Here is a 12,537-nt window from a genome sequence, read left to right on the forward strand (position 1 = left end):
GAGATTACATATCTGCAACAGGGGTGTTCCATATATTAGACACCCCTGCCAATGACAACCGTCAAGTCGGGGTTTAACATGGACAGTATCAAGGGTTGGATGGATGCCAACCGAATCACGGAAGTGGAATGCCTGATACCGGATTTCACCGGCAACGCCCGGGGAAAGATCATTCCGGCCAGCAAGTTTCTGCGTGAGGGTGGCATGCGCCTGCCCGAAGTTATTTTCATCCAGACAGTGACCGGGGATTACCCGGATGACGACAGCATGATAGACCCGCTGGAGCGGGACATGCACCTCTTCCCCGATCCCAACACCATACGTTTCGTGCCCTGGGCGCTGGAACCCACCGCCCAGGTGATCCACGACTGTTTCGACACCAGCGGCAACCTGATCGACATAGCGCCACGCTCCGTATTGCGCCGGGTGCTCTCCTGCTTCGACAAGCAGGGCTGGAAACCCGTGGTCGCGCCCGAACTGGAGTTCTATCTGGTCAAGCGCAACGAAGATCCTGACTACCCCCTGGTGCCGCCCATCGGCCGCAATGGCCGCCCGGAGACGGCTCGCCAGTCATTCAGTATCGATGCGGTCAACGAGTTCGATCCCATCTTCGAGGACATGTACGACTACTGCGAGGCCCAGAATCTGGAGGTCGATACCCTGGTCCACGAGTCCGGTGCCGCCCAGATGGAGATCAACTTCCTCCATGGGGATGCCATCGAGCTGGCCGATCAGGTGTTCCTGTTCAAGCGCACCATGCGTGAGGCCGCGCACCGTCACGGCATCTACGCCACCTTCATGGCCAAGCCGATGAGCGACGAACCGGGGTCGGCCATGCACATCCACCAGAGCCTGGTCGATAGCGAAGGGCGCAACCTGTTTGGCACTGAGAATGGCGGCAACACCGAGTTGTTCCTGCACTTCATCGCCGGCTTGCAGAAATACACGCCGGCAGTAACGGCGCTGCTGGCACCGAACGTCAACTCCTACCGCCGTCTGACGTTCGGTGAGAGTGCGCCACGCAACGTGCAGTGGGGGGTGGAGAACCGCACCTGCGGCCTGCGCGTGCCTTATTCCGAGACCAGTGGCCGTCGGGTTGAGAACCGTTTCGCCGGCGCTGACGCCAACCCTTATCTGGCGCTGGCCGCGACCCTGGCCTGTGGCTATCTCGGCATGCAGGAGAAGCTCATGCCCCTGCCCGAGATGAAGAGCAGCGCCTACGACCTGCCCTATAGCCTGCCACGTACTCTGGAGGAGGCTCTGAGCCACCTGGAACAGTGTGAACCCATCAAGGAGATGCTGGGTGAGCGCTTTGTTGAGGCCTTCGTGGCGGTCAAGCGCAAGGAGTACGAGACCTACTTCGGGGTGATCAGTCGTTGGGAGCGTGAGTTCCTGCTGCTGAACGTCTAGCCCCACATCAGGGGAGGCCGACAGGGTCTCCCCCGCTCATATCGAAGGAACCGAGGAGCAATTCATGTCGAATACCAAAGCGTGGCAGCAACAAGACGCCAGCCACCATCTGCATCCCTTTACCCATTTCCAGGCCCTGAACCAGAAGGGCAGCCGCATCATCACCGGGGCGCAAGGGGTCTATCTCGAAGACTCTGAGGGGCACAAGATCCTCGATGGCATGGCGGGTCTCTGGTGCGTCAACATGGGCTATGGCCGTCAGGAGCTGGTGGACGCGGCCACCCGGCAGATGCAGCAGTTGCCTTATTACAACCTCTTCTTCCAGACCAGCCACCCACCAGCGGTGCAGCTTGCCACCCTGTTGGCCGAGGTGACGCCGGCCCACCTCAATCGTGTCTTCTTCACCGGCTCAGGTTCTGAGTGCAACGACACCGTGCTGCGCATGGTGCGCCACTATTGGGCGAGCCTGGGGCAACCGGACAAGCAGGTGATCATCAGCCGTCATAACGCCTATCACGGCTCCACCGTGGCCGGTGCCAGCCTGGGCGGCATGTCGGGCATGCATGCCCAGGGCGGTTTGCCGATCCCGGGCATAGTGCATATCGATCAGCCCTATCACTTCGGTGAGGGCCAGGGCATGACGCCCCATGAATTCGGCCTGGCCCGGGCCCGCCAGCTGGAAGAGAAGATCCTGGCGCTGGGGGTGGAGAAGGTGGCGGCCTTCATCGGCGAACCCATTCAGGGCGCTGGTGGCGTCATCATTCCCCCTGACAGCTACTGGCCCGAGATCCAGCGCATCTGCGACAAGTACGGCATCTTGCTCATCGCCGACGAGGTGATCTGCGGCTTCGGTCGGACCGGACACTGGTTTGCCAGTGAGGACTTTGGCATCAAACCCGATCTCATGTGTCTGGCCAAGGGCATCACCTCCGGCTATCTGCCCATGGGGGCCGTCATGGTCGGCGACAGGGTCGCCAAGGTATTGATCGAGCAGGGCGGTGAGTTCAATCATGGCTTCACCTACTCGGGCCATCCGGTCGCCTGCGCCGTGGCCATTGCCAACATCCAGCTTATGCAAAGTGAAAGCATAGTTAAGCGGGTACATGATAATATCGGCCCCTATTTGCAGCGTCGCTGGCGCGAACTGGCCGATCATCCCATCGTCGGGGAAACCCGGGGCAAGGGCTTGGTGGCTGCGCTGGAAATAGTGCAGGACAAGGGGACAAATGCCCGCTTCCCGGCCTCGGCCAATGCGGGCATGACGTGCCGGGAGTTCTGCTTTAACAATGGCTTGGTGATGAGGGCTGTCGGCGATACCATGATCATATCGCCCCCCTTGGTGATCACCGAGGAACAGGTTGATGAATTGGTCAATTTGGCCAGGCGCAGTTTAGATCTGACGGCAGAGAGGCTGGCAGGTTAATCGAGCCCTGGCCCGATTGCCGTGCGCATACATTTGCTTAGGAGACAAGGATGATGTCTTTCAAAACAGGAATGCTGGCCGCCTCCATGGCGCTGGGTCTGTTCAGTGCCGGTGCCATGGCCGATGACAAGGTGCTGCATGTCTATAACTGGAGCGACTACATAGGGCCCACCACCCTGGAAGACTTCCAGAAAGAGACGGGCATCAAGGTCGTCTATGACGTGTTTGACAGTAATGAAGTGCTGGAAGCCAAGCTGCTGGCAGGGAGCTCCGGCTACGACGTGGTCGTGCCGTCCAACCCTTTCCTGGCCAAGCAGATCAAGGCGGGCGTATTCCAGAAGCTGGATAAGACCAAGTTGCCGAACTGGCAGAATCTGGACACCTCCTTGCTCAAGGCGCTGGAGCCGAGCGACCCGGGTAATCTGTACTCGATCCCCTATCTGTGGGGCACCATCGGTTACGCCTACAACATCGACAAGGTGAAGGCGGCCCTGGGGACGGATGCGCCAGTCGATTCCTGGGATCTGGTGTTCAAGCCAGAGAACATGGCCAAGCTGAAAGAGTGTGGCGTCTCCTTCCTGGATTCACCGACCGAGATGCTGCCGGCTGCCCTGAAATACCTGGGCTTCAAGCCAGACAGCCAGGATCCGAAAGAGCTGAAGAAGGCCGAGGAGCTGTTCCTCTCCATTCGCCCTTATACCGCCTATTTCCACTCCTCCAAGTACATCTCGGATCTGGCCAACGGCAATATCTGTGTGGCCGTCGGCTACTCGGGTGACCTGCAGCAATCCAAGTCCCGGGCGATCGAAGCCAAGAATGGCGTCAATCTGACCTATGTCATCCCGAAAGAGGGGGCAGGCAGCTTCTTTGACATGCTGGCCATCCCGGCCGATGCCAAGAACGTCGAGTCCGCCCATGTGTTCCTCAACTACCTGATGAAGCCCGAGGTGATCGCCAAGATCTCCGACGCGGTCAGCTATCCGAGCGGCAACAAGGCCTCAGTGCCGCTGGTGTCCGCCGAGATCCGCAACGATCCGGGTATCTATCCGAGCGACGAGACCCTGGCGAAGATCTACACCTTCCCGGATCTTCCCGCCAAGGTGCAGCGTGTCATGACCCGCAGCTGGACCAAGATAAAGTCCGGCAAATAACCGCAATACCCCTCCCGGTCTGCCGTTTGGCCGGGAGGGTTCCCACGCAAGGTGGGCAGACGACCGTATGGATGCGGAACCTCTCTTCCAAGGACATAAAGGAGTTAAGACGTGCACATTTCCAAGATAATGACGATGACCCTGACACTGGGGTTGGCAAACGCAGCACTGGCGCAGCCGGTGGTGCATTTTTACAACTGGTCTGACTATATCGGTGAGACCACCCTCAGTGATTTCCAGAAGGCGACAGGCATCGAGACCGTCTATGACGTGTTTGATTCCAACGAAACCCTGGAAGGCAAACTGCTGACAGGGCGCACCGGTTACGATCTGGTGGTGCCGTCCAACAATTTCCTCGCCAAACAGATAAAGGCTGGTGCTTTCCAGAAACTGGACAAGTCCCTGCTGCCCAATATGGTCAATCTGGAACCGACTCTGATGCATCAGCTTGAGAAGGCGGATCCGGGTCACCTCTATGCGATCCCTTATCTGTGGGGCACCAATGGCATTGGTTATAACGTTGACAAGGTGAAGCAGGCGCTGGGGGTCGACAAGATAGACTCCTGGGGGATGCTCTTCGAGCCGGAAAACCTCAAGAAGCTGACCCATTGCGGGGTGGCTTTCCTCGATTCTGCCGATGAGATGATCCCGGCCGTGCTCAATTACCTTGGCAAGGATCCCAACAGTCACGATCCCGCCGACATCAAGCTGGCGGAACAGAAGCTGCTGGCGGTACGCCCCTACGTCACCTACTTCCACTCTTCCAAGTACATCTCCGATCTCGCCAACGGCAACATCTGTGTCGCCGCCGGTTTCTCGGGGGATGTGTTGCAGGCGGCCGCGCGGGCCGAGGAAGCAGGCAAGGGCATCAATATCGCCTACAGCATTCCCAAGGAGGGCGGCAACCTCTGGTTCGACATGCTGGCGATCCCCACCGATGCCAGCAATGTGAAAGAGGCCCATGCCCTGATCAATTATCTGCTTACCCCGGAGGCGATAGCCAAGGTGAGCGATTATGTGGGCTACGCCAACCCCAATGCCAAGGCGGGACCCTTCATGGATGAGATCGTCCGTGACAACCCGTCTGTGTACCCCCCCCAGGATGTGCTGAAGCGGCTCTATGTGCAGGAGGCACATCCCCGCACAGTACAGCGCCTGATGACCCGGAGTTGGACCAAAATCAAGTCCGGGACCTAACCTTGGCGCCCGCTTGGGCGCCAGTTGTTTTTATGGATTGACCCTCCGGTCACTATTTCAAGTCGGGAGTGAGTGGTAATGGCAATAGCCTCCAGCGCCTATAAGAAAGCCCTCGAGGGCAGCCAGCAACCCAAAGAGGTGCTGGTAAAAATAGACAGGATCAGCAAGCAGTTCGATGAGACCCTGGCGGTCGACAACGTCTCGCTGACCATCAACAAGGGCGAGATATTTGCCCTGCTTGGCGGCTCCGGCTCGGGGAAATCCACCCTGTTGCGGATGCTGGCAGGCTTCGAGCGTCCGAGTGAGGGACGGCTCTTCCTCGATGGGGTCGACATCACCGACATGCCGCCCTATGAGCGTCCGATCAACATGATGTTCCAGTCCTATGCCCTGTTCCCGCACATGTCGGTGGCCCAGAACATCGCCTTCGGCCTCAAACAGGACGGTCTGGCCAAGGCCGAGATCGACGCCCGGGTGGAGGAGATGCTCAAGCTGGTGCAGATGAGTCAGTATGCCAAGCGCAAACCCCATCAGCTCTCAGGTGGTCAGCGCCAGCGGGTTGCCCTGGCCCGTTCCCTGGCCAAGCGCCCCAAGCTGTTGCTGCTCGATGAGCCCATGGGGGCACTGGACAAGAAGTTGCGTTCGCAGATGCAGCTCGAGCTGGTGGAGATCATCGAGCGGGTCGGGGTGACCTGCGTCATGGTGACCCATGATCAGGAAGAGGCCATGACCATGGCCGAGCGTATCGCCATCATGCACCTGGGCTGCATCGAGCAGATTGGCAGCCCGAAAGACATCTACGAGACCCCGGTCAGTCGGCAGGTGTGCGAGTTCATCGGCAACGTCAATCTGTTCGATGGCTTGCTGGTGGCGGATGAGCAGGACCACGCCATCATCGCCTGTGCGGATCTGGAGCAGCCCATCTATGTGGGGCACGGCATCAGCTCCCGCGCCGAGAACAAGAAGGTCTCCTACGCCTTGCGTCCGGAGAAGCTGCTGATGAGCACTCAGAAACCGAGTGAGCTGGAGCATCCCGACTTCAACTGGACCACAGGACAGGTGTACGACATCGCCTATCTGGGCGGCCACTCCGTTTATCACATCCAGCTGCCCTCGGGCAAAATTGTGCAGGCCTTCATCGCCAATGCCGAACGTCACGGCAAGCGGCCGACCTGGGATGACCAGGTGTTCCTCTACTGGGAAGATGACAGCGGCGTGGTATTGCAATCATGACCCCACTGAGACGACTCAAGCGGTTGGGGGGCCGCCAGCTGGTGATCGGCATCCCCTTCTTCTGGCTGTTCCTCTTCTTCCTGCTGCCCTTCATCATTGTGGTGAAGATAAGCTTCGCCGAAGCGGACGTGGCCATTCCTCCCTACACAGACGTGGTGAGCTGGGCCGATGATCAGCTGACCATATTGCTGAATCTGGGCAACTATGTGCTGCTCGGCGATGATGATCTCTATCTGGCGGCCTATCTGGGCTCCCTCAAGATGGCGTTCTTCAGCACCCTGATCTGCCTGCTGATCGGCTACCCCATGGCCTATGCCATCGCCCGGGCCAGCAAGGAGAATCAGACGGTACTGCTGCTGCTGATCATGATGCCGACCTGGACGGCCATCCTGATCCGGGTGTATGCCTGGATGGGCATTCTCAGCAACAATGGCCTGCTCAATGGCTTCTTGCTGAACATGGGGCTCATCAGTGAGCCTATCCAGATCCTCAATACCAACCTGGCGGTCTATATAGGCGTGGTTTACTCCTATCTGCCGTTCATGATTTTGCCGCTCTATGCCAACCTGGTGAAGCATGACATGAGCCTGCTGGAAGCCGCGGCCGATCTGGGGTCGAGCGACACCAACAGCTTCTGGAAGATCACGGTACCGCTCTCCAAGAACGGCATCATCGCTGGCTGCATGCTGGTGTTCATTCCGGTGGTGGGTGAGTTCGTCATCCCCGAACTGCTCGGCGGTCCCGAGACCCTGATGATAGGCAAGGTGATGTGGCAGGAGTTCTTCAACAACCGCGACTGGCCCGTCGCCTCGGCCCTGGCTGTGGTCATGCTGGTGGTGTTGATCATCCCCATCATTTTGTTCAACCGTAACCAGGCCAAAGAGCTGGAGGGCAAGGCATGAAGCGCATCAATTTTCCCAGCCTGATGCTGGTACTCGGCTTGCTGTTTATCTACCTGCCCATGGTCATCATGGTGATCTACTCCTTCAACGCCTCCAAGTTGGTGACGGTCTGGGGGGGCTGGTCCCTGAAGTGGTATTTTGGGCTGCTCGAAAATACCCAGCTGATGACGGCCGTGATGCGTTCTCTCGAGATCGCCTTCTACACTGCCATCGCCGCGGTAGCATTGGGCACCCTGGCAGCCTTCGTGCTGACCCGGATCGCCAATTTCAAGGGACGCACCCTGTTTGGCGGCATGGTCACGGCACCCCTGGTCATGCCTGAAGTGATCACGGGCCTGTCATTGCTGTTGCTGTTCGTGGCCATGGCGCAGCTGGTGGGCTGGCCCGCCGAGCGGGGCATGGTGACTATCTGGATCGCCCACACCACCTTCTGTACCGCCTATGTGGCCGTGGTGGTGTCGGCACGGTTGAGAGAGCTGGATCTCTCCATCGAGGAGGCGGCCATGGATCTGGGGGCCAAGCCCTGGAAGGTGTTCTTCCTGATCACCATCCCCATGATCGCCCCCTCGCTGGCCGCCGGTGGCATGATGTCATTCGCCCTGTCGCTGGATGACCTGGTGCTCGCCAGCTTCGTCTCCGGGCCTGGCTCAACTACCCTGCCGATGGAGGTATTCTCCGCGGTGCGTCTGGGGGTCAAGCCGGAGATCAACGCGGTGGCGAGCCTGATATTGCTCTCCGTTTCCATCTTCACCTTCGCCAGCTGGTTCCTGATGGCCCGTGCCGAGAAGCGGCGCCGGGCGGAAATCTCCCAGATGCTGCAGATGCAGTCGGTAACCTGAGTCTGATAACATCCGCATTCTCTCGTCAATCAGGAGGATGAGAATGCGGATTTCCCTCTTCACTGGATCTGGTGCCGAACTGGCCCCCGGTCTGGTCAGCGCCATTCACAAGTCAGTCGTCACTGATGCCATCTTCTGCTCCTTTCAGGGGCTGAGCGGAGACGAGCAGACCGAGACTCGCCATCATGGCGGCATAGAGCGCGCCCTGCACTACTACCCCGCGGAACATTATGCCTGGTGGCAGACCTGGCAACAGGCCATGGCACTGCCCGAGCCCGGGACTCCCTGGCAGCCGGCGGCCTTTGGTGAAAACCTCTCCGGGCTCGGCCTGACCGAAACCGCTGCTTGCATCGGTGATGTTTATCGGCTCGGTGAGGCACTCATCCAGATCAGCCAGCCGCGCTCCCCCTGCTTCAAGCTCAATCTGCGCTTTGGTTATGCCCAGGTCTCCCAGGTAATGCAGCTCAGTGGCCGCTGTGGCTGGCTGCTGCGGGTGTTGGAGGAGGGGGTGATAGCGCCGGATGCCGAGCTGATCCTGGTGGATAGCCCCTATCCTGCCTTAAGCGTGAAACGTTGTGCCGACATCCTCTTCAATCAGGTGCGCAATGAAGATGATCTGCTGCTGCTCACCGAGACCCCGGCCCTGTCGCCGGGTTGGCGGCAGCATGCGGCGCACTGGTTGGAACACGGCACTGTCGCGGACTGGAGCCGTCGTCTGATGGGGCCGGCAGCTTTTCGCCCGGTGGTATGAAGATGGGCAAAGGCGATGGCTCAGGTGACTGGGCTGTCCCGACTGGGCGGGATTTTCGACGCTTGGCGCCGATCGCCCAAGAGTTGAACTAACCACGGCTTTTTTAGGCGTTAACTGAAAAAAGACTTGTGCCTTGTGCGGGCATTAGGTAAATTCTCGCCCCGCAGACATCGGTGTGTAGCGCAGCTTGGTAGCGCACTTCGTTCGGGACGAAGGGGTCGGAGGTTCGAATCCTCTCACACCGACCATTTTTAGAAAAGGCCGCTCAATAGAGCGGCCTTTTCGCATTCTGACATCCAGCAGTTTTCCGTTCGGGTCATGGCATTGCGCCAGTTGCCCCACTGAGAGTGGTGCTGCATTCAGCCGTGGGTGGCGCGCACAAAAAGTCGGGCCACCGCTTGGTGGCCCTGGGTGAGACCTGTGGTAGATCCCGTGATCTTTCAGATTTTCACTAGTTCGCTATGGGTCTTGTCTATGGTGCCCTCCTTGCGCGCCAGGCGCTCACTCAGATATGCCAGTGGCTGTGCTGCAACGCCTTGAAGCTGTGTTGTGGTTGCAGAGCCGCGTGTTTGGGATACTCGCTGATGAAGTGTTCAATGCCTTCCATCAGCCTCATCCGCAACGAAGAAACGGGCTCATGCCAGGCTTGCAGACAGAGGTGACCAGGGATCAGCAAGGCTTGGTATTGCTCCTTGAGATCGACGGGCCAAGGCTTTATACCGGAACTGGGATGCAGTAAATACTGAGCGGCAGGGGCGCGGGCATAAATGAACTGAACGTTGGCCAAATCGCGTTGGCAAAGCGTTTGACTGCCGATATGGCAAGTCAGATAGCGTCCTGTGTTCAGATCCAGAAAGTGACCACGTTGCCGACAGGGGACTATGCGGTACCAGGGCAGTTGAGCATCCGGGGCATAGCCCTGAAGCTCCTGTTCCAGCCAGTGGCGACACTCGGGTGTCTGCACCTCATTGCACATGGATTCAAGTTGCTGCAACAAGACACTGGGTGATGCAACTGCCAGACTCGCACTCATCTCCTTCTCCCTTCTGCATGACAATCCCGACTTCCAGTATGGACCCGATGACGATGAGGGGGAGGGGAATCTAATGATTAAAAATGGATTAGCATCGCTGTTTTTATGCAATCGAGGCGTTTAACCAACCAGATAGGTACCGGTGCCGAAGGCGATATGAGTCCCCTCTTCGTTGTGCAGCTCCATGCGGGCAACCGCCACCTTGCTGCCGGATCGGATGATGTGGGCGGTGGCAATGAACTCGGTGCCCCGGCCAGGGCGCAGGTAGTCGACTCGCAGGTCTATGGTGCCGAGACGGGAGAAGCGCTCCTTGAGATAGTTAGGGGAGAAATCCTCCAGCTCGTCGAGGCAGGAGGCGGCCACTATCATGCCCCCCGCCACATCGAGCAGGCTGGCGGTGACACCCCCGTGCAATATGTTGTGGAAGGGGTTGCCGACCAGTTTCCCCTCCATGCCTATCCGCAGCTCGACCCGCTCGAAGTCATAGTGGGTCACCCGGATGCCCAGCAGCTGGTTGAATGGCATCTGCTCGGCGAACAGTGTGGCAATGCCACTTAGCGCCATCTTCTTCATCATCTCTTTCATCTATCCATCCCTGCACAAGCCGAGTAAAAACTCCAGCCAGTCTGCAACAAGACATTAACATCCGCAATGGCAGGTTTATTGTGGGGGCCCGCTGCTTTAGAATGGCGCCCCCAGAGGAGAGACCATGACCGCCATCGCCGATACCCTGCCCGATTCTCCGCCAGAGACTCCCCTCAGCCTGTTGCAGGCGGTATTCGGCTACCAGCAGTTTCGGCCGGGCCAGCAGGAGATCATCGAACAGATCATCGCGGGGCGTGACGGTCTGGTGCTCAAGCCCACCGGCGGTGGAAAATCCCTCTGTTACCAGATCCCGGCGCTGCTGCGACCCGGGCTGGGGGTGGTCGTCTCTCCCCTCATCTCCCTGATGAAGGATCAGGTCGATAGCCTGAGAGCGAACGGGGTGGCGGCTGCCTACATCAACTCGGCGCTGAGCCGGGAAGAGCTGATCCAGCACTTTGCCGCCATGCGCCGGGGCGAGATCAAGATTGTCTATGTCTCCCCCGAGCGGTTGCTGCAGCACGAATTCATGGACCGTCTGGCCGAGCAACCCCTGGGCCTGTTCGCCATCGACGAGGCCCACTGCGTCTCCCAGTGGGGGCATGATTTTCGCCCGGAGTACGCAGCCCTTGGCCGGCTCAAGCAGTGGTTCCCCCATGTCCCCGTCGTGGCGCTCACCGCCACCGCCGATGAGGCGACCCGGCGCGACATACTGCATCGCCTCGAGTTGCAGGATCCCTTCGTTCATACTGCCAGCTTTGATAGACCCAACATCCGCTACAGCCTGGTGGAGAAGTTCAAGGCGGCGGAGCAGCTACTGCGTTACGTCCAGGGCCAGAAGGGCAACTGCGGCATTGTGTACTGCTCCAGCCGCAACCGGGTGGAGGAGGTGGCCGAGCGCCTGGTGCGTCACGGCAGCAAGGCGGCCCCCTATCATGCCGGCTTGCCCCTGGAACAGCGCCAGCGCACCCAGGAAGACTTCCTCAAGGATGACGTCGAGATAGTGGTGGCGACGGTGGCATTCGGCATGGGTATCGACAAGCCCAATGTGCGTTTCGTGGTGCACTACGACGTGCCCAAGAACATCGAATCTTATTATCAGGAGACGGGCCGGGCCGGGCGCGATGGCACGCCAGCCGAGGCGCTGCTGCTCTATGATCCCGCCGACATTGGCCGGGTACGGCGCCTGCTCGACAACATCGAGAATCCCCAGCAGTTGCAGGTGGAGCAGTACAAGCTCAACGTGATGGCCGCCTTTGCCGAGGCCCAGACTTGCCGCCGTCAGGTGCTGCTCAACTATTTCAGCGAGTACAACGACAAGCCGTGTGGCAACTGCGACATCTGCCTGGATCCTCCCCAGAGCTACGATGGCAGCGAGGATGCCCAGAAGGCGCTCTCCTGCGTCTGGCGAGTGGGTCAGGCCTTCGGGGTAGGCTATGTGGTGGAGGTGCTCAGAGGGTCGCTCAACCAGCGCATCAAGGATCATGGTCATGACAAGCTGTCGACCTATGGCATCGGCAAAGATCAGAGCCACGAATACTGGATGAGCGTCATTCGCCAGCTGATCCACAAGGGGCTGCTGACTCAGAACATCACCCGCAACCTGGTGTTGCAGCTGACCGAGGCGGCTCGCCCCGTACTGCGCGGCGAGGTCAAGCTGGCGCTGGCGGTGCCCCGCTTGCAGCCCATCTCCAGCCGCAAGGAGAAGCGCAATGGCCTGCTCGACAGCGCTAACTACGACAAGCGGCTCTTCAAGGAGCTGCGTGGCCTGCGCAAGCAGATCGCCGAACAGGAGGAGGTGCCGCCCTACGTGGTGTTCAACGATGCCACCTTGGTAGAGATGGCCCAGCTCATGCCGATGACCGAGATGGAGCTGCTGGCGGTCAATGGGGTCGGTCAGCGCAAGCTGGAACGCTTCGGTGAGGCCTTCATGGATCTGATCATCGACTACTGCCGTCGCTAGGCTCGACCTTGGTGGAGATTGGGTCAGCGGCGATGCCGATGACCGAGATGGAG

The 12,537-nt window shown here is 59.3% G+C and carries 11 protein-coding genes and 1 tRNA gene; 10 read left to right on the forward strand and 2 right to left on the reverse strand.

Features of this window, described 5'->3' with window-relative positions:
* Positions 1-78: 78 nt before the first annotated feature.
* The 9 genes from M2366_RS19655 to M2366_RS19695 all read left to right on the forward strand — a co-directional run bounded on the left by M2366_RS19655 (position 79) and on the right by M2366_RS19695 (position 9,154).
* Entirely contained in the window at positions 79-1,410 is a 1,332-nt protein-coding gene (locus M2366_RS19655; protein WP_259237076.1) for a glutamine synthetase family protein, read from the forward strand.
* 64 nt (positions 1,411-1,474) lie between these two features.
* Positions 1,475-2,833, forward strand: a complete 1,359-nt coding sequence (locus tag M2366_RS19660) for an aspartate aminotransferase family protein (protein ID WP_259237077.1) — start codon at positions 1,475-1,477, stop codon at positions 2,831-2,833.
* Between the two features lie 53 nt (positions 2,834-2,886).
* The gene (locus M2366_RS19665; protein WP_084218214.1) at positions 2,887-3,984 is read left to right on the forward strand and encodes an extracellular solute-binding protein; all 1,098 of its coding nucleotides are present in this window, start codon (positions 2,887-2,889) and stop codon (positions 3,982-3,984) included.
* Positions 3,985-4,119: 135 nt separating this feature from the next.
* Complete coding sequence (locus tag M2366_RS19670) at positions 4,120-5,181, forward strand: polyamine ABC transporter substrate-binding protein (RefSeq protein WP_259270474.1); 1,062 nt, start codon at positions 4,120-4,122, stop codon at positions 5,179-5,181.
* Positions 5,182-5,259: 78 nt separating this feature from the next.
* Entirely contained in the window at positions 5,260-6,414 is a 1,155-nt protein-coding gene (gene potA, locus M2366_RS19675) for a polyamine ABC transporter ATP-binding protein (RefSeq protein WP_042042539.1), read from the forward strand.
* A complete protein-coding gene (locus M2366_RS19680; RefSeq protein WP_042042541.1) occupies positions 6,411-7,316 on the forward strand; it encodes an ABC transporter permease subunit in 906 nt (301 codons plus the stop codon). The genes potA and M2366_RS19680 overlap by 4 nt, the downstream gene beginning before the upstream one ends.
* A complete protein-coding gene (locus M2366_RS19685; RefSeq protein ID WP_042042543.1) occupies positions 7,313-8,155 on the forward strand; it encodes an ABC transporter permease subunit in 843 nt (280 codons plus the stop codon). Before M2366_RS19680 ends, M2366_RS19685 begins: the two co-directional genes overlap by 4 nt.
* Before the next feature lie 43 nt (positions 8,156-8,198).
* A complete protein-coding gene (locus tag M2366_RS19690) occupies positions 8,199-8,906 on the forward strand; it encodes an MOSC domain-containing protein (RefSeq protein ID WP_259237078.1) in 708 nt (235 codons plus the stop codon).
* 171 nt (positions 8,907-9,077) lie between these two features.
* Positions 9,078-9,154, forward strand: a tRNA-Pro gene (locus tag M2366_RS19695).
* Positions 9,155-9,411: 257 nt separating this feature from the next.
* On the opposite strand, the gene M2366_RS19700 is transcribed toward M2366_RS19695, so the two are convergent.
* Both M2366_RS19700 and M2366_RS19705 read right to left on the reverse strand, forming a co-directional pair.
* Entirely contained in the window at positions 9,412-9,939 is a 528-nt protein-coding gene (locus M2366_RS19700) for a hypothetical protein (RefSeq protein ID WP_259270471.1), read from the reverse strand.
* 120 nt (positions 9,940-10,059) lie between these two features.
* Positions 10,060-10,524 carry a thioesterase family protein gene (locus tag M2366_RS19705; RefSeq protein ID WP_224431520.1) on the reverse strand — a complete coding sequence of 155 codons (465 nt, stop codon included), beginning with the start codon at positions 10,522-10,524 and terminating at the stop codon, positions 10,060-10,062.
* A gap of 124 nt (positions 10,525-10,648) precedes the next feature.
* Between M2366_RS19705 and recQ the strand changes: the two genes are divergently transcribed.
* Positions 10,649-12,484, forward strand: coding sequence for an ATP-dependent DNA helicase RecQ (gene recQ / locus M2366_RS19710; RefSeq protein ID WP_259270472.1), 1,836 nt, complete (start codon positions 10,649-10,651; stop codon positions 12,482-12,484).
* The last annotated feature ends 53 nt before the right edge of the window (positions 12,485-12,537 follow it).

This window comes from Aeromonas sp. BIGb0405, from assembly GCF_024807335.1.
In the GTDB taxonomy this organism is placed as follows: domain Bacteria; phylum Pseudomonadota; class Gammaproteobacteria; order Enterobacterales; family Aeromonadaceae; genus Aeromonas; species Aeromonas rivuli.

What these genes read in the sequence shown, in the direction of transcription:
- M2366_RS19705 (WP_224431520.1), bottom strand. Translation starts at nt 10,524, where the DNA reads ATGAAAGAGATGATGAAGAAGATGGCGCTAAGTGGCATTGCCACACTG.
- M2366_RS19685 (WP_042042543.1), top strand. Translation starts at nt 7,313, where the DNA reads ATGAAGCGCATCAATTTTCCCAGCCTGATGCTGGTACTCGGCTTGCTG.
- M2366_RS19665 (WP_084218214.1), top strand. Translation starts at nt 2,887, where the DNA reads ATGTCTTTCAAAACAGGAATGCTGGCCGCCTCCATGGCGCTGGGTCTG.
- M2366_RS19655 (WP_259237076.1), top strand. Translation starts at nt 79, where the DNA reads ATGGACAGTATCAAGGGTTGGATGGATGCCAACCGAATCACGGAAGTG.
- recQ (WP_259270472.1), top strand. Translation starts at nt 10,649, where the DNA reads ATGACCGCCATCGCCGATACCCTGCCCGATTCTCCGCCAGAGACTCCC.
- M2366_RS19680 (WP_042042541.1), top strand. Translation starts at nt 6,411, where the DNA reads ATGACCCCACTGAGACGACTCAAGCGGTTGGGGGGCCGCCAGCTGGTG.
- M2366_RS19670 (WP_259270474.1), top strand. Translation starts at nt 4,120, where the DNA reads ATGACCCTGACACTGGGGTTGGCAAACGCAGCACTGGCGCAGCCGGTG.
- potA (WP_042042539.1), top strand. Translation starts at nt 5,260, where the DNA reads ATGGCAATAGCCTCCAGCGCCTATAAGAAAGCCCTCGAGGGCAGCCAG.
- M2366_RS19700 (WP_259270471.1), bottom strand. Translation starts at nt 9,939, where the DNA reads ATGAGTGCGAGTCTGGCAGTTGCATCACCCAGTGTCTTGTTGCAGCAA.
- M2366_RS19690 (WP_259237078.1), top strand. Translation starts at nt 8,199, where the DNA reads ATGCGGATTTCCCTCTTCACTGGATCTGGTGCCGAACTGGCCCCCGGT.
- M2366_RS19660 (WP_259237077.1), top strand. Translation starts at nt 1,475, where the DNA reads ATGTCGAATACCAAAGCGTGGCAGCAACAAGACGCCAGCCACCATCTG.